Annotated in this window: 15 protein-coding genes, 2 rRNA genes and 1 pseudogene; 8 read left to right on the top strand and 10 right to left on the bottom strand. The window is 65.6% G+C overall.

Going from position 1 to position 22,011, the window contains the following annotated elements; genetic code table 11:
- The first annotated feature begins 114 nt into the window (after positions 1-114).
- Positions 115-3,214 (top strand): 23S ribosomal RNA (locus tag N415_RS05465).
- A gap of 81 nt (positions 3,215-3,295) precedes the next feature.
- A 5S ribosomal RNA gene (gene rrf / locus N415_RS05460) occupies positions 3,296-3,408 on the top strand.
- Positions 3,409-3,454: 46 nt separating this feature from the next.
- Here the strand turns inward: rrf and N415_RS05455 are convergent.
- The 4 genes from N415_RS05455 to N415_RS05440 all read right to left on the bottom strand — a co-directional run bounded on the left by N415_RS05455 (position 3,455) and on the right by N415_RS05440 (position 7,370).
- Positions 3,455-3,946: a methylated-DNA--[protein]-cysteine S-methyltransferase gene (locus tag N415_RS05455; RefSeq protein WP_068177957.1), complete on the bottom strand. Its 492-nt coding sequence runs from the start codon at positions 3,944-3,946 to the stop codon at positions 3,455-3,457.
- Positions 3,943-5,430 carry a DNA-3-methyladenine glycosylase 2 family protein gene (locus N415_RS05450; protein ID WP_068177952.1) on the bottom strand — a complete coding sequence of 496 codons (1,488 nt, stop codon included), beginning with the start codon at positions 5,428-5,430 and terminating at the stop codon, positions 3,943-3,945. The genes N415_RS05455 and N415_RS05450 overlap by 4 nt, the downstream gene beginning before the upstream one ends.
- Positions 5,431-5,498: 68 nt before the next feature.
- Entirely contained in the window at positions 5,499-6,803 is a 1,305-nt protein-coding gene (locus tag N415_RS05445) for an amidohydrolase family protein (protein ID WP_068177948.1), read from the bottom strand.
- Between the two features lie 12 nt (positions 6,804-6,815).
- A complete protein-coding gene (locus N415_RS05440) occupies positions 6,816-7,370 on the bottom strand; it encodes a pyridoxamine 5'-phosphate oxidase family protein (protein WP_068177946.1) in 555 nt (184 codons plus the stop codon).
- A gap of 192 nt (positions 7,371-7,562) precedes the next feature.
- On the opposite strand from N415_RS05440, the gene N415_RS05435 reads away from it, so the two are divergent.
- A complete protein-coding gene (locus tag N415_RS05435) occupies positions 7,563-8,216 on the top strand; it encodes a TetR/AcrR family transcriptional regulator C-terminal domain-containing protein (protein ID WP_239645458.1) in 654 nt (217 codons plus the stop codon).
- Here N415_RS05435 and N415_RS05430 read toward each other — a convergent pair.
- A complete protein-coding gene (locus tag N415_RS05430) occupies positions 8,173-9,060 on the bottom strand; it encodes a LysR family transcriptional regulator (RefSeq protein ID WP_068178158.1) in 888 nt (295 codons plus the stop codon). The genes N415_RS05435 and N415_RS05430 overlap by 44 nt on opposite strands.
- Positions 9,061-9,150: 90 nt before the next feature.
- Between N415_RS05430 and N415_RS05425 the strand changes: the two are divergent.
- A pseudogene (locus N415_RS05425) lies at positions 9,151-10,359 on the top strand (MFS transporter); the annotation flags it as partial.
- A gap of 125 nt (positions 10,360-10,484) precedes the next feature.
- Here N415_RS05425 and N415_RS05420 read toward each other — a convergent pair.
- A complete protein-coding gene (locus tag N415_RS05420; RefSeq protein WP_152531250.1) occupies positions 10,485-11,882 on the bottom strand; it encodes an OFA family MFS transporter in 1,398 nt (465 codons plus the stop codon).
- 152 nt (positions 11,883-12,034) lie between these two features.
- A complete protein-coding gene (locus tag N415_RS05415) occupies positions 12,035-13,648 on the bottom strand; it encodes an adenylate/guanylate cyclase domain-containing protein (RefSeq protein ID WP_068177938.1) in 1,614 nt (537 codons plus the stop codon).
- 45 nt (positions 13,649-13,693) lie between these two features.
- On the opposite strand from N415_RS05415, the gene nucS reads away from it, so the two are divergent.
- Together nucS and N415_RS30460 are read left to right on the top strand one after the other, a co-directional pair.
- Positions 13,694-14,365 (top strand): endonuclease NucS, encoded by a 672-nt coding sequence (nucS, locus tag N415_RS05410; protein ID WP_068177935.1) that lies wholly within the window; start codon positions 13,694-13,696, stop codon positions 14,363-14,365.
- Positions 14,365-14,658 carry a hypothetical protein gene (locus tag N415_RS30460; RefSeq protein ID WP_081665078.1) on the top strand — a complete coding sequence of 98 codons (294 nt, stop codon included), beginning with the start codon at positions 14,365-14,367 and terminating at the stop codon, positions 14,656-14,658. Before nucS ends, N415_RS30460 begins: the two co-directional genes overlap by 1 nt.
- Before the next feature lie 87 nt (positions 14,659-14,745).
- On the opposite strand, the gene mce is transcribed toward N415_RS30460, so the two are convergent.
- On the bottom strand, positions 14,746-15,204 hold the full coding sequence (mce, locus tag N415_RS05405; RefSeq protein WP_068177933.1) for a methylmalonyl-CoA epimerase: 459 nt from the start codon (positions 15,202-15,204) through the stop codon (positions 14,746-14,748).
- 78 nt (positions 15,205-15,282) lie between these two features.
- Between mce and N415_RS05400 the strand changes: the two genes are divergently transcribed.
- Both N415_RS05400 and N415_RS05395 read left to right on the top strand, forming a co-directional pair.
- On the top strand, positions 15,283-16,464 hold the full coding sequence (locus N415_RS05400; RefSeq protein WP_068178156.1) for an acetyl-CoA C-acetyltransferase: 1,182 nt from the start codon (positions 15,283-15,285) through the stop codon (positions 16,462-16,464).
- 135 nt (positions 16,465-16,599) lie between these two features.
- Positions 16,600-17,502, top strand: coding sequence for a tetratricopeptide repeat protein (locus N415_RS05395; RefSeq protein WP_068177931.1), 903 nt, complete (start codon positions 16,600-16,602; stop codon positions 17,500-17,502).
- Positions 17,503-17,529: 27 nt separating this feature from the next.
- Here N415_RS05395 and glgB read toward each other — a convergent pair whose 3' ends face one another.
- Together glgB and N415_RS05385 are read right to left on the bottom strand one after the other, a co-directional pair.
- Positions 17,530-19,725 carry a 1,4-alpha-glucan branching protein GlgB gene (gene glgB, locus N415_RS05390; RefSeq protein WP_068177929.1) on the bottom strand — a complete coding sequence of 732 codons (2,196 nt, stop codon included), beginning with the start codon at positions 19,723-19,725 and terminating at the stop codon, positions 17,530-17,532.
- A gap of 6 nt (positions 19,726-19,731) precedes the next feature.
- Positions 19,732-21,825, bottom strand: a complete 2,094-nt coding sequence (locus N415_RS05385; protein ID WP_204366809.1) for an alpha-1,4-glucan--maltose-1-phosphate maltosyltransferase — start codon at positions 21,823-21,825, stop codon at positions 19,732-19,734.
- Between the last annotated feature and the right edge of the window lie 186 nt (positions 21,826-22,011).

The following is a 22,011-nucleotide window of genomic DNA, read 5'->3' as shown; positions in this document are numbered from 1 at the left end:
GTGTGGTGTTTGAGAACTGGATAGTGGTTGCGAGCATCTAAACGAATGCGTTGCCTCCGAAATGGGGTGTGGCGGATTCGTTGAAATGTGTAATTTTTCTTTGGTTTTTGTGTTTTGTAAGTGCTTAAGGGCGCATGGTGGATGCCTTGGCATCGAGAGCCGATGAAGGACGTGGGAGGCTGCGATATGCCTCGGGGAGCTGTCAACCGAGCGTTGATCCGAGGATTTCCGAATGGGGAAACCCAGCACGAGTGATGTCGTGTTACCCGCATCTGAATATATAGGGTGCGGGAGGGAACGCGGGGAAGTGAAACATCTCAGTACCCGTAGGAGAAGAAAACAATTGTGATTCCGTCAGTAGTGGCGAGCGAACGCGGAACATGGCTAAACCGCACGCATGTGTAACCGGGTAGGGGTTGTGTGTGCGGGGTTGTGGGATTGATACGTCTCAGCTCTACCTGGCTGGGAGGTAGTCAGAAAGTGTCGTAGTTAGCGGAAGTGGCCTGGGATGGTCCGCCATAGACGGTGAGAGCCCGGTACGCGAAAACTCGGCACCTACCTTGTATCAACTCCCGAGTAGCAGCGGGCCCGTGGAATCTGCTGTGAATCTGCCGGGACCACCCGGTAAGCCTAAATACTTCTCGATGACCGATAGCGGATTAGTACCGTGAGGGAATGGTGAAAAGTACCCCGGGAGGGGAGTGAAAGAGTACCTGAAACCGTGTGCCTACAATCCGTCAGAGCCTCCTCGTGGGGTGATGGCGTGCCTTTTGAAGAATGAGCCTGCGAGTCAGGGACACGTCGCGAGGTTAACCCGTGTGGGGTAGCCGCAGCGAAAGCGAGTCTGAATAGGGCGCATCCCCTTTGGGGTGTAGTGGCGTGTTCTGGACCCGAAGCGGAGTGATCTACCCATGGCCAGGGTGAAGCGCGGGTAAGACCGCGTGGAGGCCCGAACCCACTTAGGTTGAAGACTGAGGGGATGAGTTGTGGGTAGGGGTGAAAGGCCAATCAAACTCCGTGATAGCTGGTTCTCCCCGAAATGCATTTAGGTGCAGCGTTGCGTGTTTCACCACGGAGGTAGAGCTACTGGATGGCCGATGGGCCCTACTAGGTTACTGACGTCAGCCAAACTCCGAATGCCGTGGTGTATAGCGTGGCAGTGAGACGGCGGGGGATAAGCTCCGTACGTCGAAAGGGAAACAGCCCAGATCGCCGGCTAAGGCCCCAAAGCGTGTGCTAAGTGGGAAAGGATGTGCAGTCGCAGAGACAACCAGGAGGTTGGCTTAGAAGCAGCCACCCTTGAAAGAGTGCGTAATAGCTCACTGGTCAAGTGATTGTGCGCCGATAATGTAGCGGGGCTCAAGCACACCGCCGAAGCCGCGACAACCGCAAGGTTGGGTAGGGGAGCGTCCCCCATTCAGCGAAGCCGCCGGGTGACCGGTGGTGGAGGGTGGGGGAGTGAGAATGCAGGCATGAGTAGCGATAAGGCAAGTGAGAACCTTGCCCGCCGTAAGACCAAGGGTTCCTGGGCCAGGCCAGTCCGCCCAGGGTGAGTCGGGACCTAAGGCGAGGCCGACAGGCGTAGTCGATGGACAACGGGTTGATATTCCCGTACCCGTGTGTGGGCGCCCGTGATGAATCAATTCTGCTAACCACCCAAAAGGTGGTCTATCAATCCCTTCGGGGTGCGAAGATCGCCGGCTGCGTGGGACCCGGATTGGTAGTAGTCAAGCAATGGGGTGACGCAGGAAGGTAGCCGTACCAGTCAGTGGTAATACTGGGGCAAACCTGTAGGGAGAGCGATAGGCAAATCCGTCGCTCATATTCCTGAGAGGTGATGCATAGCCGATTGAGGCGAATTCGGTGATCCTCTGCTGCCAAGAAAAGCCTCTAGCGAGCACACACACGGCCCGTACCCCAAACCGACACAGGTGGTCAGGTAGAGCATACCGAGGCGTACGAGATAACTATGGTTAAGGAACTCGGCAAAATGCCCCCGTAACTTCGGGAGAAGGGGGGCCGGAACACCGTGAACAGCCTTGCGCTGGGAGCGGGATCCGGTCGCAGAAACCAGCGAGAAGCGACTGTTTACTAAAAACACAGGTCCGTGCGAAGTCGCAAGACGATGTATACGGACTGACGCCTGCCCGGTGCTGGAAGGTTAAGAGGACCCGTTAACCCGCAAGGGTGAAGCGGAGAATTTAAGCCCCAGTAAACGGCGGTGGTAACTATAACCATCCTAAGGTAGCGAAATTCCTTGTCGGGTAAGTTCCGACCTGCACGAATGGCGTAACGACTTCTCGACTGTCTCAACCATAGACTCGGCGAAATTGCACTACGAGTAAAGATGCTCGTTACGCGCGGCAGGACGAAAAGACCCCGGGACCTTCACTACAACTTGGTATTGGTGTTCGGTACGGTTTGTGTAGGATAGGTGGGAGACTGTGAAACCCCAACGCCAGTTGGGGCGGAGTCGTTGTTGAAATACCACTCTGATCGTATTGGACACCTAACGTCGAACCCTTATCGGGTTCACGGACAGTGCCTGGCGGGTAGTTTAACTGGGGCGGTTGCCTCCTAAAATGTAACGGAGGCGCCCAAAGGTTCCCTCAACCTGGACGGCAATCAGGTGTTGAGTGTAAATGCACAAGGGAGCTTGACTGCGAGACCTACACGTCAAGCAGGGACGAAAGTCGGGATTAGTGATCCGGCACCCCCGAGTGGAAGGGGTGTCGCTCAACGGATAAAAGGTACCCCGGGGATAACAGGCTGATCTTCCCCAAGAGTCCATATCGACGGGATGGTTTGGCACCTCGATGTCGGCTCGTCGCATCCTGGGGCTGGAGCAGGTCCCAAGGGTTGGGCTGTTCGCCCATTAAAGCGGCACGCGAGCTGGGTTTAGAACGTCGTGAGACAGTTCGGTCTCTATCCGCCGCGCGCGTCAGAAACTTGAGGAAACCTGTCCCTAGTACGAGAGGACCGGGACGGACGAACCTCTAGTGCACCAGTTGTCCCACCAGGGGCACCGCTGGATAGCTACGTTCGGACAGGATAACCGCTGAAAGCATCTAAGCGGGAAACCTTCTCCAAGATCAGGTTTCTCACCCTTTTAGAGGGATAAGGCCCCCCGCAGAACACGGGTTCGATAGGCCAGACCTAGAAGCTCAGCAATGAGTGTAGGGAACTGGCACTAACCGGCCGAAAACTTACCAAACACAAACTCGCAACCACATTCCAGCGCCTGACAGAAATGTCGTGGCGCACCACACCCCCCACCAATACATTTAAATAGAGTTACGGCGGCCACAGCGACAGGGAAACGCCCGGTCCCATCCCGAACCCGGAAGCTAAGCCTGTCAGCGCCAATGATACTGCCCACTCGGGTGGAAAAGTAGGACACCGCCGAACATATACAAAAACACCCCCGGCAACGGGGGTGTTTTTGCATTCGCAATTAATCGAATAGCGTCAAATTCTCGCTGCGCTTTTCCAATTCGAGCAGGGTGCGCTTTCGGTCGAGTCCGCCGCCGAACCCGGTCAGGCTTCCGTTGGCGCCGATCACCCGGTGACAGGGGACGACGATGGCGATCGGATTGTGGCCGTTGGCCCAGCCGACGGCCCGCGCGGATCCCGGGGCCCCGATCTGGTCGGCGATTTCCCCGTACGAACGGGTCTCGCCATACGGGATCGTCAGCAGCGCATTCCATACCCGCCGCTGGAATTCGGTGCCACCCAGCTCGAGTTCGATGTCGAACTCGGTGCACTCGCCGGCGAAGTACGCGATGAGTTGTTCGACGGCGTCGTCGAAGGCCCGGGGGTCGGGCGACCAGTCGGCGCGGTCGGGTTCGTAGGTCTGGTCGACCATTCGCAGATTCGTCAGAACCGACCCATGCCCGGCCAGGGTCAGGAATCCGATCGGGCTGTCGATGGTGCGGTAGCGGATCATGCGACCTCCAGTGGTGGCCAATGGTTTACCGGATGCTCGAGGGTGGTCCAGAGATGCTGGGTGGCGTAGGAGCGCCAGGGCCGCCAACGCGCGCTGCGTTCGACGAGTCTTCGCTGATCCACGGGTAACCCGAGTTCCTCTGCGGCCAAGCGGAGTCCGAGGTCGCTGGCGGGAAAGGCATCCGGGTCGCCCAGCGCGCGCATCGCGATCACCTCCGCGGTCCAGGGACCGACGCCCGGCAGCGCCAGCAGCTGGGCGCGGGCGCTGTCCCAATCGCTGCCCGCGTCCAGGACGATGCTTCCGTCGGCGAGCCCCGCGACCAGCGCGGCGAGCGTCCGTTGCCGGGCCTTGGGGACCGCCAGGTGGATCGGATCGATCTCCGCCAGCTGTTCGACCGACGGGAAGGTGTGGGTCAGTGCGCCCGCGGGGTCCTTGATGGGGCTCCCGTAGGCCGCGACCAGCCTGCCCGCGTGTGTTCTCGCCGCCTTGGTCGACACCTGTTGGCCGAGCACGGCGCGCACGGCGAGCTCGGCCTCGTCGACGGTGCGCGGAATCCGTTGCCCCGGGGCTTTTTTCACCACTGGGGCCAGCTCGGGGTCGGCGGCCAGCCCGTCCACCACGGCTTCGGGGTCGGCGTCGAGGTCCAGCAACCGCCGGCAGCGGGCGATCGCGGTGGTGAGGTCGCGGAAGTCGTCGAGCGTCAGTTGGCAGCGCACGTGGTCGACGGCCGGCGTCAGCGTCACGACGGCGCCGCCGCGGGGCAGCCGAAGGCTGCGCCGGTAGGCGCCGTCGCGGACCTCCTCACAGCCGGGCACCATGCCGGCCGCGAGGTGACCGAATACGCCCTCGTAGGCGAACGGCGTGCGCACCGGTAGCCGGAGGCACAGCGCCCCAGGCGAATTGGTGTCCGACGTCGAGCGCGCCGCGGCGCGTTTGCGCAACGCCGTCGGTGTGACCTCGAACACCAGACGCACGGTGTCGTTGAACTGGCGGATGCTGGAAAACCCGGCGGCGAAGGCGACGTCGCCGAACGGTAGGTCCGTGGTCTCGATGAGCACTCGGGCGGTCTGCGCCCGTTGTGCGCGGGCCAGCGCCAGTGGCCCGGCGCCGACCTCGGCCTGCAGGAGGCGCTCCAGCTGACGGGTCGTGTAACCGAGGCGGCCCGCGAGTCCGCCCACGCCTTCCCGGTCCACCGTGCCGTCCGCGATCAGCCGCATGGTGCGCGCGACGACGTCACCGCGCATGTTCCATTCGGGTGATCCGGGCGACGCGTCGGGACGGCATCGCTTGCAGGCGCGGAATCCGGCTTTCTGCGCTGCCGCCGCGGTCGGATAGAACCGCACGTTGCGGGCGAAGGGTGGCCGCACCGGGCAGCTGGGCCGGCAATAGATCCGCGTCGTCAACACCGCCGTGACGAACCAGCCGTCGAAGCGGGCGTCCTTGGACTGGACGGCCCGGTAGCAGCGTTCGAAATCTTCGTGCACGGTTCCACAGTTACACCCGCCCACCGACAAAACTGGCGGAAAAGCGACATGATCGTGGACGGGCGGGCTTATCGCGTGGGGACCAGCCGTTCCCCGGATTCCAGGAGGCGGCTCCGCACATCTTCGAGGTCTGCCTCGATCAGGGAATGGTCGCGTTTGCGCCAACGGCCCGCAATCATCACGGCTTCGATGTTGACGATGCCGGCGTGGAGCGCCGCGGCGATCGGGTCACGAGCTGGCCAGAGGTTGAGCGGTCGCGTGTCAATGACGACCAGGTCCGCTTGCATGCCCGGCTCGATTCTGCCGATCCGGTCGTCCAGCCCCAGAGCGCGCGCGCCTTCGACGGTCGCCCATGCCAACGCCTGCTTACTGGTCACTGACGATGACGGGGCTATCGCACCGGTCAGCTGCCGGTGGCGCTCGTGGTCGAGACCGCGCTGATGGGCCAACGCGATGCGCGCGCCGGCCAGAATCTCCCCGGCCACGGCGGTGTCGGTGTCGGTGCCCAATGACGGTGCCGCGCAATGTCTCAACAGGTGCCCGGTGATTGGGACGCCATGGCCGTGCCCGAGCTCGCTTTCCGGTGTGACGGTGAAGCTGACGCCGGCAGCTATCAATCGGCCGAACCAGTCGTCGGTGAGACCGGCGCCGTGGACAATGTTGGTGCGCGGCCCGAACAGCCCCGCGGCGCGGACCGCTTCCCATCCGGCCCCTGGTTGGCCGCCGCTTTGGTGCATCGAGGCGACGAGGCCGCGTTCGGCGGCGGCACGTAAATCGGCCACGGCCACATCCGGCGCCGAGTATTGCGGCCCCGCGATCGCCATCCCGACGGTGAGCGAGCCGCGCGCTGGGCCGGGCCGGTCGAGAAGCCGGTCGACCTCGGCCAGCGGATGGGTGACGTCGGGGTCTCGCCGAGGCGCTCCGTGCAGAAACACGGCGCGGATGCCGGACCGTTCCAGACCTTCGATTGCCGCGTCCGTGTGCTCAGGCGTCGGGTTGTTGTGGCACCAGTCACCCAGCATCGTTGTGCCGCAATTGATTTGATTGAGAGCACCAGCGAGATTGCCGATGTAGACGTCATCGGGCGTGAACTGGTCCGCAACGCCGCCGTGCGTGTGCCGCAGGTAGTCCAGCAGTGTCCAGTCGGCGCCCGCCAAACGCAACGCGCTCTGCCACGTGTGCAAATGCGCGTTGACGAGCCCGGGCATGATCACGCGACCGGGAAGGTCGACTGTTTCGGCGTCAGTATCGTCGACGCGCTCGCCGCAGTCGATGACCTGATCGCCCTCGACGGCGATGTCGACGCGCTCGGCATCGGGGCGCGTCGGCGACATGGTGATCACCTGCGCTCCGCGCAGCACGGTGCGGTTCATAAGTGGGCTGACTCAGGCCGGGTCGGGCGCGTCCCACGGGACCGTGCCGGAAAGCCAGTGAGTGATGCGCTCTTCCTGGTCGTTGCGGTGGAGGTGTCGCGGCGGTTGACCGAATGTCGCGTAGGGGCGGCACCGAACGACAACCCGGTTTTCTTCGCGCCGCATGGCGTCGACGACCGGCCGGGCTTCTATCGGGAGCGGCTGGCCCGACATCCTGGCACCAACTTCCATCATGACGTCGCACACCAGGTCGGGATCGTCGTCGATCACCGCGTCGGCATACACCTGCAAATAGGCGAAGGGCCAACGTTCGTCGAGGACGCACAGGCTGACCTTGCCGTCCCGCGCGATGACCCGGGCCTTGCCGCGCCCGGCCATCGTCGACACCAGTAGCTCGTCCCCATCGGTGGGGACGTAGTAGACGACCGACATTCCGGGCCCGTCGTTCTTCCGGCGGTAGCCGAACACGCATGTTCGATGAGTCCGCACGAACTCGCGGCGCTCGGACGGGAGCAGGTCCCGGTCGGTGGGAACGGTGAAGGGTTCCGTGGCAAGCGGTAGCAGCATGGCAACGTGTCTTCCGGTCTGACGTGAAGGTGAATCGGGCGACTCCCCATATTTTATGGCTACACCGTATCCGTTATTGCGTGCCCGGTCAAGAGTCGCAATACTGGGCGCGTGACCCGAGGCAGCCCACCGACTCAAGACGACACTTCCGGTCGCCGGTCCCGCGGGCGCCCGCGGCTCCCGCTCGACCGCATCATCGGCACGGCCCTCCAGATCGTGGACGAGGAGGGCGCGGAGGCTCTCTCGATGCGGACCCTCGCACAGCGGCTGGAGTCCGGGACGGCCACGCTATATCGCCATTTCGCCAACCGGGGCGAGGTGGTTTCGCACGTTGTCGATCGCGTGTTCGGCGAGATCGACTGCAGCACTGAGGAACTCGCGACCATGGGTTGGCAGCCGGCCTGTGAGTCGTTCGCACGAGCCACGTTTGAGGTGTTGCGCAGCCACCCCAACGTGGCTCCGCTGCTGGTCGACCAGCTCCCGCTCGGGCCCAATGCGCTGGCGCAGCGGGAAGCGTTACTGGCGGTCCTGCTCGACAACGGCTTCACCCCGCGTCTCGCGGCCCGCTCCTATGCGACGGTGGCCCGCTATGTGCTGGGCTTCGCCATTCAGCTCGGCGGCCGCGGGCTCGATGACCGGCACGCGTCCAAGCTTTTTCGCGCGTTGGATCCGCAGTTGTTCCCCGCCACCCGCGCAGTGGCCGACCACCTGCCTGTGCCGATCGACGAAGAATTTGCACTCGGCCTCGAGCTCATCATCGGTGGTCTGGCGAAATACGCAGCAGTGCAGAGCGATACAGCACCTACGTCGCGGCCCCGTGATGGGCGCCCGCGGCGGACGCGATGAAGTCCCGCGCCGGGCGCGACAGCGGCCGGCCGGAACTCCAGATCATCCCGACGTCGCGGTAAGCGTCGGCGTCGGCCAACGGCAGGACACTCATCCCGGGTGCGTGCTCGGTGCCGTCGATGGGCACCAGGCTGATGCCCAGTCCCGCGGCAACCAGCCCGGCGGTTGTGGTCAGGTTGGCCGATTGCAGGACGATCCGCGGCTGGAATTGCGCTGCGGCGCATAGCTCATCGAGCAGCCGCCGCATGCCGAACCCGGGATGCATGGCGACGAAGGGCTCGTCGGCCAGGTCGGTCATGCACACCACCGCGGCGGCCGTGAGCCGGTGCCCGGGCGGGACGGCGACGCCGAGCCGCTGACGAAACAGGCTGCGCCAGGCGAACGCCGGCCCTCGCGGCCGCGGCGAAACCACCCCGACGTCCACCGACCCGGATTGCACGAGATCGCCGATGGATTCGGCCGCACCCTCCTCGAGCGTGAATGCCACGCGCGGTGACGCGGCGGTGAACGCCGCGATCAAGCGCGGCACCACCGTCGACCCGAACGAACTCAAGAACCCCAGCCGGATCTCGCTGACCGCCGGATTCGTCAGGTCCTCGATCGCCCGTCGGGCCGAATCGAGCTCCAGCTGTGCCCGGCGCGCGTGTTCGTAAAAAATGCGGCCGTAGGTGTTCAGCGCGAGGCGCCTGCCGCGGCGCTCGAATAGCGCGACGCCCAGCCGGCTTTCCAGGCGCGCCAACATCCGGGTGAGCGTCGGCTGCGCGATATGCAACTGTTCGGCTGCGGCCGTGACGTGCTGCAGCTCCGCGAGTGTGACGAACCACTCGTAGTCGCCTTCAACCAACGCCGTCACCTCTACTTATGCGATTGTGGCATCATAACTCAACAAACAATTCATTTCCTTTCCCAGGTGCCGGCGCGGAGCATCGTTTTCATGCCTCACGCGACCTCGAGTCCTACCGCCCACCGACTCGGAAGCAGGGGATACCGGCGGGTGACTGTGGCGCTCTACGGCGCCGGCCTGGCCAGTTTCGCCGCGATGTACTGCACCCAGGCCCTGTTGCCGGCCTTCTCGACCTATTACCGGATCAGCCCCGCCACCGCCGCGTTGACGGTCGCGCTGACCACGGGAGTGCTGGCGCTGTCGATCATCCCCGCCAGCGTGCTATCCGAGCGCTACGGGCGCATCCCCGTGATGCTGACGTCGGGGGTCGCTTCCAGCGTGATCGGGTTGCTGTTGCCGTTCAGTCCCTCGCTCGGCGTGCTGCTCGCGGGCCGCGCGCTGCACGGCGTCGCGCTCGCCGGGATACCGGCGGTCGCAATGGCTTTCCTCGCCGAGGAGGTGCACGCGTCGTCGCTCGGTTCGGCGATGGGACGGTACATCGCCGGGACCACGGTCGGTGGGCTGACCGGGCGGATCGTTCCTTCGCTGGTCGTCGACGTCAGCAACTGGCGGGTCGCGCTGTTGGTGTGCTCGGTGACGACGCTGGCGGGCACGGCCGTCTTCGCCGTCCTGGTGCCCCGGTCGCAGTTCTTCACCCCGAAGGCCACAACTGCGCGCGCCACTGCACGCAACCTCGCCGCACATCTGCGAAACCCGGTGTTGCTGAAGCTTTTCGCGTTGGGCTTCACGCTGATGGGCGGCTTCGTCACGGTGTACAACTACCTGGGCTACCGGTTGACCGCCCCGCCGTTCGGACTGGCGCCGTCGCTGGTCGGGCTGTTGTTCGTGCTGTACCTGGCCGGCACCTGGACGTCGGTGGTCGCCGGGCGGCTGGCCGACCGCCGCGGACGCGCGCTGGTGCTGGGCGGCGCCCTGCCGATCACGGTGACCGGCCTGGCGTTGACCGTGCCGCACTCGGTGGTCGCGATCGTCGTCGGGCTCGGCGTGTTCACCGGCGGATTCTTCGCCGCCCACACCGTGGCCAGCGGGTGGGTGGGCGCGGCGGCACGCCGGGATCGCGCCGAGGCGTCGGCGCTCTACCTGTTCAGCTACTACCTGGGCGGGTCGGTCGCCGGCGCTGCCGGCGGGCTGGTGTACGGCGCCGGCGGCTGGCCGGCCACAGTCTGGTTCGTGGGCGCCCTCATCCTCGGCGGCGTGGCGCTCGTGGTGCTCTTGGTGAGGGAAACCGGCTTCCGCTCAGGCGCCGAACAACTGACCGATCTTCGAAAAGAGTTGCCAGACTCCATAAGTGAACGGGACGGCGACCCACACCCAGGCCAGTGCGATGAGGGCGGGACCGATGCGACGCTCGGGGATCGGCTTAGTCATGCGTGTGCCTCCGGCTGAAGGTCGGAAATGGTCTCGGGCGCCGCGGCGTCGCCGGGCGGGGCGGACACGTGATGCTTGGCGGCCACCGGCCTGATCAGCTCGTTGCAGACCAGCCCGACGACCAGGAGGGCGATCATCACGCTGAACGACACGATGTAGAGGTCGGGTCCGTGTTTCCCGGCCGCCTTCTGCGAGTCGGCGATGGCGTTCACGATCAGCGGCCCCAGCACGCCCGCGACCGACCAGGCCGTCAGCAGCCTGCCGTGGATGGCGCCGACCTCGTGGGTGCCGAACAGGTCACGCAGGTACGCCGGAACGGTCGAGAACCCCGCGCCGTAGAACGACAGGATCAACACGGTGCACAGTAGGAAGGTCAGCTTGCTGGAATTGGTCGTCAGCGCCAACGTGAGATAGAGGAGGGCACCGCCGCCGAGGTATAGCCGGTACATGTTCTTGCGGCCCAGCGCATCCGACAACGACGACCAGCCGATCCGACCGAGCATGTTGGCCAGCGACAGCAGCGCGACGAACCCGGCGGCCGCGGAGGCCAACGCCGCCGCGCGGGGCGCCCTCGGAAAGAAGTCCTGGTAAATCGGCGAGGCCTTCTCCAGGATGCCGATGCCGGCGGTCACGTTGAAACAGAGCACCACCCACAACAGCCAGAACTGGGGCGTCTTGATCGCATTGGCCGCCGACACACCGGCCGTCGTGATCAGCGATCCGGCTTTGTGCGGCTTGGGTTTCCAGCCGTGCGGCGTCCAATCCGGCGCCGGCACCCGGATCAGCAGGCACCCCATCGCCATGAACACCGCATAGGTACAGCCCATCACCAGAAAGGTCTTGGCAACGCCGGTTGTGCTGGTGCGGCCGAACGCGTCGAGCAGGCTGTTCGTCCACGGGGACGCGATCAGGGCTCCACCGCCAAAGCCCATGATCGCCAAGCCCGTCGCCATGCCGGGGCGATCGGGAAACCACTTGATGAGCGTCGACACCGGCGAGATGTAGCCGATACCGAGGCCGACCCCTCCGACGACCCCGTATCCCACCACGACGAGCCAGTATTGGTGAACTGAAACTCCGCATCCGGCGATCAGCAACCCGCTGCAAAAGCACACGGTGGCAACCACCATGGCCCAGCGCGGTCCGTAGTGGTCCACCCGCGTGCCGAACGCCGCCGCCGAAAGGCCCAGCATCACAATGGCGACGGTGAACGGCATCGCGCTAGCGGTTCCGGAGACGTGCAGCGATTTCTCCAGCGGGATCTTGAAGACGCTCCAGGCGTAGGCCGAGCCGATGGCCAGGTGGATGGACAGCGCGGCGGGCGGCACCAGCCAGCGGTTCCATCGGGGCCCGGCGACGATTCTCGAACGATCAAGCAACGCAACGGTTGTCAAGGTGCACCCTTCTGACGCGGGCACGGAGCTCCGTCCCGTCAGCACTATTGGCGCGGTTTCACCCGGCGGTCAAGGCGCGATTTCTATTGTCCGATAACGGATTTCTATTGATACTGCTGACGGGCGTTGACCACAGGCGTTGTCAACCGGATTTACTGCGCGTCGGCAAGGAAGGCCAGCCGGGTTGGGCGCTCGTGCCCCCGAAGGGTCACCGCCTCACCCAAAGACCAACGCGCTCTTTCCTCTTCGCTCGCGCCCTCGAGCGCGTTGGCCGTCGCGAGCAATCCGCCGGGACGGGACTTGGCCAGCTCGCACAGCCGTGCGGCCTCGTTGACCGGCTCGCCGATCACGGTGTATTCGAACCGTTCCTTGGCGCCCACGTTGCCGGCGACGACCTGGCCCGCCGCCACGCCGATGCCCGCCTCGAGCTCGCACATCTCGGCGGCGAGCCGTTTCGCGATGCACCGCGCCGCGGCGAGTGCCTCGTCCTCGGGCGAGTCGAGATGGTTCGGTGCTCCGAAAATGGCAAGCGACGCATCGCCTTCGAACTTGTTGACCAGGCCGCGATGGCGGTCCACTTCGTCGACGACGATCGCGAAAAATCGGTTGAGCACTTCGACGACTTCGGTAGGGGGCTGGGTGGTTACCAGTTGGGTGGAGCCGACGATGTCGATGAAGACGACGGCGACGTGTCGTTCCTCGCCGCCCAGTTTCGGTCGCTCGCGCTCGGCCGCCAGGGCGACCTCGCGGCCGACGTGCCGGCCGAAAAGGTCGCGCACGCGTTCGCGTTCGCGCAGGCCGTCGACCATCGTGTTGAATCCGCGCTGCAGCTCGCCGAGCTCGGTGCCGTCGAAGACCACCAGGTTGCCGCGCAGGTTGCCCTGCTCGACGCGGCGCAGCGCCGCGCGCACCACGCGCACCGGGGTCGCGGTCAGCCAGGCGAGAATCCACATCAGGGCGCACCCGAAGATGAGCGTGGCGACTGAAATGATCAGCACGCCGACCGCGAACTCGGTCTCGGTCAGGTTGCGCAGCAGGATCTGGAAAATTGCCAGCAGGCCGATGCCGATGACGGGCACGCCGGACCCCAGGAACCAGACCACCATGGTTCGCCCCATGATGCCCGCCGACAACCGCCGGGGCGGTGGTCCCGCCTCGAGCGCCTGGGCGGCAATCGGGCGAAGCGCGAACTCGGCGAGCAGGTAACTGAACGTGGCCACCAGAACGCCGCAGAAGCTGACGACGAGGAGGAACCGCGGGATGAACAACGTGTTGACCAGGCCGTAGAGCGTCGTGTACACCACCGTCCCGATGCCCCACAGAACGAGGTCGTACATGGCGAGTCGCCACGGTGCCAGGAAGGTGTTGCGCTCGTCCTCGGCGGTGGGCGCGCGCTCCTCGATCGCCCAACGCAAGGAGAGCACGGTCCGGCGGGTGATCCAATACGTGCCCACCGCCAGGGCGATGGCGATGTAGGCCGGGGAGACACCGAACGTCAGCCAGGCCGGCGCGTCGTGAAAGATGCTCGGCGCGGGAATGGCGACTATCACCAACAGCAGTGCCACGCCGATGCCGATCAGGTTCGCCCCCAGAACCAGCACCGTCATGATGATCTGGATGCGGATGCGGCGGCGTCGTTGGCTTTCCGCCACCCGCCCGAGGATCAATGAGCCGTACGCAGGGGTATCCGGCAGGCGGCCGCTCTGGCGGGTGATCCGCTCGAGCACCCGGCCGATACGTTGGGCCACGCTCATTTTGGCCGACATCGTGGCGCCAGCCTAATTTGTCGCCCACGCTCTAAGGTGAGTCGGGTGCGCCTTGTCATCGCCCAATGCACCGTCGACTACGTCGGCCGGCTCACCGCACACCTGCCGTCGGCGCGACGGTTGCTGCTGTTCAAGGCCGACGGCTCGGTGAGCGTGCACGCCGACGACCGCGCCTACAAGCCGTTGAACTGGATGAGCCCGCCCTGCTGGTTGACCGAGGAGCTCGGCGGTCAGACGCCGGTGTGGGTGGTCGAGAACAAGGCTGGCGAGCAGCTGCGGATCACGGTGGAGGACATCGAGCACGACTCGAGCCACGACCTGGGCGTCGACCCCGGATTGGTCAAGGACGGCGTCGAGGCCCACCTGCAGGCGCTGCTCGCCGAGCATGTGCAACTGCTTGGGGAGGGTTACACGCTGGTGCGCCGCGAGTACATGACCGCGATTGGCCCCGTCGATCTGCTGTGTCGCGACGAACGGGGCGGCTCGGTCGCGGTGGAAATCAAGCGGCGCGGCGAGATCGACGGCGTGGAACAGCTCACCCGGTATCTCGAGTTGCTCAACCGGGACAGCGTTCTGGCACCGGTCAAAGGCGTCTTCGCTGCTCAGCAGATCAAGCCGCAGGCGCGCACCCTCGCGACCGATCGCGGAATCCGTTGCATCACACTCGATTACGACAAGATGCGCGGCATGGATAGCGACGAGTACCGGCTGTTCTGATGTGTCCGCGCCGCAAACCGCCACGTGGCCAACGGGCGATCCCGCCACCGGTGCCGAGCCGCGTGGAAATCGGCCCGGACGGTCACGAGTACGAGGTGCGGCCGATCGCGGCGGCCCGCGCGCTCAAAACCTACCGGTGTCCGGGTTGTGACCACGAAATACGTTCCGGCACATCGCATCTGGTGGTGTGGCCGACCGATTCACCACACGCTGGGCTGGAGGATCGGCGGCACTGGCACACGCCGTGCTGGACCAACCGCGCTACCCGCGGCCCGACCCGGAAGTGGTCTTGAAGCTCTGGGATGAATCGCGAATGTGCGGCTGGCCGCACACTCGGCACCGAACGTGCGGCTGGCCGCACACTCGGCGCAAGCCTGGCTTTAAGAGGCCGGCTCGACCAACTCGATCAGGACACCGCCGGCGTCCTTGGGGTGGATGAAGTTGATCCGCGAGTTTGCTGTGCCGCGTCGCGCCGCGTCGTAGACCAGGCGGACGCCCTGCTCGCGCAGCTGGTCGCAGATGGTGTCCAGATCGCTGACCCGAACGGCCATCTGCTGGATGCCCGGGCCGCGCTTCTCCATGAACTTCGCGATCGTCGACGAGTCGTCGAGCGGGGCCATCAACTGGAGCTGCGCGGTGGTGCCGGGGACGGCCAGCATCGCCTCGCGGATGCCCTGGTCATCGTTGACTTCCTCATGCACAAGGATCATGCCGAGGTGGTCGTGATACCAGGTGATTGCGGCGTCGAGGTCGGCGACCGCAATGCCGACGTGATCCAGGCCGGTCACCAAGGAGGTTGCCAGGAGGTGACGTGCATCAACTTGGTCGGTCGTCATCACACCACGGTAACGTGGCAGCAAAGATTCCGCTTCTCCAGGTAGCGGAAACGGTCGTTGGTGCAGGCTCAGGAGGAACTCGTGACGACGTCGGTGATAGTTGCTGGGGCGCGGACGCCCATCGGCAAGTTGATGGGATCGCTGAAGGATTTCTCGGCCAGCGACCTGGGCGCCATCGCGATCGCGGGGGCGCTGGAAAAGGCTAAGTTGCCGGCGAGTGCGGCCGAGTACGTGATCATGGGCCAGGTGCTGACGGCCGGGGCCGGACAGATGCCGGCCCGGCAGGCGGCGGTCGCTGCGGGCATCGGCTGGGACGTTCCGGCGCTGACGATCAACAAGATGTGCCTGTCCGGCATCGACGCCATCGCGCTCGCCGACCAGCTCATTCGTGCCGGCGAGTTTGACGTCGTGGTGGCCGGCGGCCAGGAGTCGATGACTAAGGCGCCGCATTTGCTGATGGACAGCCGGGCGGGCTACAAGTACGGCGACGTCACGGTCCTGGACCACATGGCCTACGACGGCCTGCACGACGTGTTCACCGACCAGCCGATGGGCGCGCTCACCGAGCAGCGCAACGACCTCGACAAGTTCACCCGCGCCGAGCAGGACGAGTACGCCGCGCGCTCGCACCAAAAGGCGGCCGCGGCCTGGAAGGACGGCGTCTTCACCGACGAAGTCGTGCCGGTCAATATCCCGCAGCGCAAGGGTGATCCGCTGCAATTCACCGCGGACGAGGGCATCCGGGCCAACACCACCGCGGAGTCCCTGGCCGGGCTCAAGCCGGCGTTTCGCCGTGATGGCACCATCACGGCCGGTTCGGCGTCCCAGATCTCCGACGGCGCGGCCGCGGTCGTGGTGATGAACAAGGCAAAAGCGCAGGAGCTGGGGCTTTCGTGGCTGGCCGAGATCGGCGCGCACGGCGTCGTGGCCGGACCGGATTCGACGCTGCAGTCCCAGCCCGCCAACGCGATCAAGAAAGCGCTCGGCCGCGAGGGGATTTCGGTCGACCAGCTCGACGTCGTCGAGATTAACGAGGCGTTCGCTGCGGTGGCGCTGGCCTCGACCCGCGAACTGGGCGTCGACCCCGAGCTCGTCAACGTCAACGGCGGTGCGATCGCGGTCGGGCACCCGATCGGCATGTCGGGCGCCAGGATCACGCTGCATGTGGCTCTGGAGTTGGCCCGCCGCGGCTCCGGCTATGGCGTTGCGGCCCTATGCGGGGCGGGCGGCCAGGGTGACGCGCTGATCCTGCGGGCCGGTTAGGCGATCTGCTTAAAGTTGCTGGTGCGGGCCCGTCGGGAAAGTTTGTGATCTTGGTCATAACGGCTGATCACATCCGCTCGAGCGTCTCAGCGACCGGGTGGCTCGGTATCCGAAGCGCATGACAAACTTGACGGCGTGACGCGTCCGCGACCCTCTATCGGGCCCGCACTTGCCGGTGCGGTCGATCTTTCCGGTCTCAAGCAGCGAGCCCAGCAGAGTGCTTCGTCGCCCGACGCGGGCGGGCCGGCGGCCCCCGGGGCAACCGAGGTCACCGAGGCCAATTTCGAACAGGAAGTGCTGCTCCGCTCCGACGAGGTCCCGGTGGTGGTCGCGTTGTGGTCGCCGCGCAGTGACGCGTGTGTCCAGCTCGTCGAGACGCTGGCCGGCCTGGCGGCCGAGGACGACGGCAAGTGGTCGCTGGCGACCGTCAACGTCGACGTGGCCCCCAGGGTGGCCCAGATATTCGGCGTCGACGCGGTGCCGACCGTGGTCGCGTTGGCCGCCGGGCAGCCGCTGTCCAGTTTTCAGGGTGTACAGCCGCCCGACCAGCTGCGACGCTGGGTGGACTCGCTGTTGCAGGCGACGGCCGGGAAACTAAGGGGCCCAAGCGGTTCCGAGCAGGTGGAAGTGGACCCGGAGTTGGCCCACGCCCGCCAGCAGCTCGAGGACGGCGACTTCGCCGGCGCCAAGGAGTCGTATCAGGCGATCCTGGACGCGAATCCGGCGAGCGCCGAAGCCAAGGGCGCGATCCGCCAGATCGACTTCCTCACGCGCGCAACGGCGCAGCGCCCCGACGCGGTCGCGGTGGCCGCCGCCGCTCCCGGCGACATCGACGCCGCGTTCGCGGCCGCCGACGTAGAGATCCTCAACCAGGATGTCGGAGCGGCGTTCGAGCGCCTAATCGCGTTGGTGCGCAGCACATCCGGCGACGAACGCACCCGGGTGCGCACCCGCCTGATCGAGTTGTTCGAACTGTTCGACCCCGCCGACCCCGAGGTCGTCGCCGGTCGGCGCAACCTCGCCAACGCGCTCTACTGAGTTTCCGGCTCGCGCCGCGACCGGTCCCTATTCGGGTTCCAGCCACAGCGCCGACGTGGGAGGCAGCACCATCACCGCGGAGGCGGGGCGGCCATGCCATGGGTCTTCGGTGGCGTCGACGCCGCCCATGTTGCCGATTCCCGACCCGTTGTAGATGGTCGCGTCGGTGTTGAGCACCTCGCGCCAGCGGCCGGCGTACGGCAGCCCGAGGCGATAGCCGCTGTGCTCCGAACCGGCGAAATTGAAGACGCAGGCCATTACCGAGCCGTCTTTGCCGTATCGCAGGAAACTCAGCACGTTGTTGGCCGAGTCGTTGGCGTCGATCCAGGAATAGCCCTCGGGAACGGTGTCCTGGCTCCAGAGGGCCGGGCGGCTGCGATAGATCTCGTTGATGTCGCGCACGAAGCGCAAGACGCCGTTGGAGAAGCCCTGCTCATCGAGCTGCCACCAATCCAAACCGTTCTGCTCCGACCACTCGGCACGCTGGGCGAATTCCTGGCCCATGAACAACAATTGCTTGCCCGGGTGCGCCCACTGGTAGGCGAGCAGGCTGCGCAGCCCCGCGGCCTTGACGTGGTTGTTGCCCGGCATGCGACCCCACAGGGTCCCCTTGCCGTGCACCACTTCGTCGTGACTGATCGGCAGCACATAGTTCTCGCTGAACGCGTACAGCATCGAGAACGTCATCTCGTGGTGGTGGTAGCTGCGGTAGATCGGATCGCGGCTGATGTAGTCGAGCGTGTCGTGCATCCAGCCCATATTCCACTTCATCGAAAAGCCAAGGCCGCCAAGGTTGGTGGGCCGCGTGACGCCCGGCCACGATGTCGACTCCTCGGCGATGGTGACGATGCCGGGCGCAGCCTTGTGCGCGGTGGCGTTCATCTCCTGCAGGAACTGCACGGCCTCCAGGTTTTCCCGCCCGCCGTAGATGTTCGGGGTCCAGCCGCCCTCGGGGCGCGAGTAGTCCAGGTACAGCATCGATGCGACCGCGTCCACCCGTAGGCCGTCCACGTGGTACTCCTCGAGCCAGTACAGCGCGTTGGCGACCAGGAAGTTGCGCACCTCCGCGCGGCCGAAGTCGAAGACGTAAGTGCCCCAGTCGAGTTGCTCGCCGCGCTTGGGGTCGGCATGCTCGTAGAGCGGGGTGCCGTCGAATCGGCCCAACGCCCACGCGTCCTTCGGGAAGTGCGCCGGCACCCAGTCCACGATCACGCCGATGCCAGCCTGGTGCAGGGCGTCGACCAGCGCCCGGAAGTCGTCGGGCGCGCCGAATCGAGACGTCGGGGCGTAGTACGAGGTGACCTGGTATCCCCACGACCCCGCGAACGGGTGTTCGGCGACGGGCAGCAGTTCCACATGTGTGAACCCGTGCTCCACAACGTAATCCGTCAGCTCGCGGGCGAGCTGGCGGTAGCTCAGCCCCGGACGCCAGGAACCGAGGTGCACCTCGTAGGTGCTCATCGGCTCGAACACCGGATTGCGCTGCGCGCGCCGCGCCATCCAGTCCGCGTCCTCCCAGGTGTAGGTGCTGCGCGTGACGCGGGACGCGGTGTGCGGCGGAACCTCGGTGGCGAATGCCATGGGATCGGCCCGCTCGGTCACCACGCCGTCGGCGCCGTGCACCCGGAACTTGTACAGGCCCTCCACCGGAAAGCCGGGCCAGAACAACTCCCATACCCCGGAGGAGCCGAGCACCCGCATCGGCGCGTCGTTGCCGGTCCAGCCGTTGAACTCCCCGATCAAGTTGACGCCCTTGGCGTTCGGAGCCCACACGGCGAACGAGACCCCGGTCACGACGCCGTCGGCCGTGGTGAACGAGCGGGGATGGGCGCCCAGGACTTCCCAGAGCCGCTCGTGGCGGCCCTCGTTGAACAGATGCAGGTCGACTTCGCCCAGGGTGGGCAGGAAGCGGTAGGCGTCGGCGACGACGTACGGGTCGGAACCCTCGTAGGTCACCTCGAGGCGGTAGTCGATCAGGTTGGTGAACGGCAGGGCAACGGCGAACAGGCCGGCTTCGACGTGCTGCAGCGGGAACCGGTCCTCGCCGACCAGCGCGACGACTTCCCGCGCGTGCGGGCGAAACGCGCGGATCACCGTGTGATCGCCGTACTCATGGGCACCGAGGATGCCGTGCGGGTTGTAGTGCGCGCCGGCCACCAGGCGCGCCAAGTCGGCCGGATCGGGCGCCAGATCCAGTCCGGCCAGTTCGTCGGTTCGGCTCACAGCCCGTCACCTCCTACGCAGCAGCGTGATTCGCGATTCGTAAGGTATGAGCGGCATGTTGATGATGTGTGCGACCGCCTGCCCGGGATCGAGGCGAATGTAATTGGATTGCCCCCATTGAAATTCCTGACCGCTGATCTCGTCACGCACCCAAAAACGCTCATAGGGTTCCATACCCAATGCGGCCATGTCCAACCACAGCGTCGCTTCCTCGGGCCCGAACGCGTTGAGGGTCACCACCACCAGCACGCAGTCGCCGGTGGCCGGGTCGAACTTGCTGTAGGCAAGCACCGCGTCGTTGTCCACGCCATGGAAATGGATCGTACGCAGCTGCTGAAGCGCCGGGTGCAGGCGCCGAATCATGTTGAGCCGCTTGATGAAGGGTTCGAGTGATCGGCCTTCGGCCAGCGCACCCGCGAAGTCGCGGGGGCGCAATTCGTACTTCTCGGAGTCCAGGTACTCCTCGCTGCCCTCGCGCACCGCGCGGTGTTCGAACAGCTCGTAACCGGAGTACACGCCCCAGGCGGGTCCCATGGTCGCGGCCAGCACCGCGCGGATGGCGAACATGCCCGGGCCGTTGTGCTGCAGCGTCGCATGCAGGATGTCGGGGGTGTTGACGAACAGGTTCGGCCGGCGAAAGTCGGCGAGGGCGGCGATGTCGTTGCCGAATTCGGTGAGCTCCCATTTGGACGTGCGCCAGGTGAAGTAGCTGTAAGACTGCGTGAAGCCGAGCTTGGCCAGGCCATATTGCCGGACCGGCGGTGTGAAGGCCTCCGAGAGGAAGAGCACGTCGGGGTCGGCGTCCTTGACCTGACCGATCAGCCAGGCCCAGAAATCGGGCGGCTTGGTGTGCGGATTGTCGACCCGAAAGAACTTGATGCCGTGGTCAATCCAGTGCCGGACCACGCGCAGCACTTCGTCGTAGAGACCCGCCGGGTCGTTGTCGAAGTTGATCGGATAGATGTCCTGGTACTTCTTCGGCGGGTTCTCCGCGTAGGCGATGGTGCCGTCGGGCAGTTCGGTGAACCACTGCCGGTGTTCGCGGGCCCACGGATGATCGGGCGCGCACTGCAACGCCAGGTCCAGCGCCACCTCCATGCCCAGATCACGTGCGGCGGAGACGAAGTCGTCGAAGTCGTCGATCGTGCCCAGGTCCGGGTGTATCGCGTCGTGGCCGCCCTCGTCGCTGCCGATCGCCCACGGAGATCCCACGTCGCCGGGCGCGGCCGTCGGGGAGTTGTTGCGGCCCTTGCGATGTACCTTGCCGATCGGATGGATCGGCGGGAGGTAGACGACGTCGAAGCCCATGTCCGCGATCCGCGGGAGCTGGGCGGCGGCGGTGGCGAACGTGCCGTGCACGGGCTTGCCGTTCTTATCCCAGCCGCCCGTCGAGCGCGGGAACATCTCGTACCACGCGCCGAACCGGGCCAGCGGCCGGTCCACCCACACCCCGAACTGCTCGCCGCGGGTGACCAGGTCGCGCAACGGATACTCCGCCAGGAGTTCCTCGATTTCGGGGGCCAGCGCCAGCGCGGTGCGGGTGACCGGGTCCCCGGGCGTCCGCAGCGCCTTGGCCGCCGCGAGTAGCGGGTCGCGATGCGCGCGCGGCACACCGGTCGCGGCACGCTCGAACAGCGCGGCTCCCACCAGTAGATCGTTGGACAGCTCGGTCGCGCCCTGTCCGGCGTCGAGCTTGGCGACCAGCCCGTGCCGCCACGAGTGAATGGGGTCACCCCACCCGTCGACGCGGAAGGTCCACAGCCCGACCCGGTCGGGGGTGAACACCCCGTGGAAAACGTAGGGTTCCTGGCCCTCGGTCATCGGCAGCAGCAGCGGCTTGATGCGCTGCTCGGCGGCCTTGCCGTCGAGCGCCGGTGCGGTCCGTTCGGGGGCCTGGACGGCCTTTATTCGGCGCGTTTCGGTTACCTGCGGATAGCGCTGGCCGTGATAGCGCACGACCAGGGTCGCCGCGACCGCCTCGTGGCCTTCTCTCCAGACCGCGGCGCTGACCGGGACCATCTCGCCGACCACCGCCTTGGCGGGGTACGCGCCGCAGGAGACGACGGGCTGGACGTTGTCGATCTCGACACGACCGGGCACAACCACTCCGTTTCGATTGTGTGGCGAGACCGCGCTGTGCTTCGCCGCGGAATGCCTCGCCTCTCAGAGACTTCCTGCCGTGGGACTTCATCTAACGGAACCGCATCGTTGCGGCCCCATCACTAACCGATACCCAGCCTAGTGGGCGATCACACACCGGCGAATACGAACGAGCACTCGCTGGAC

The sequence above is a fragment of the Mycobacterium sp. UM_CSW genome (assembly GCF_000455205.1).
In the GTDB taxonomy this organism is placed as follows: domain Bacteria; phylum Actinomycetota; class Actinomycetes; order Mycobacteriales; family Mycobacteriaceae; genus Mycobacterium.
The sequence above is the reverse complement of the archived record's forward strand: the minus strand, read 5'-3'. Positions and strand labels throughout refer to the sequence as shown.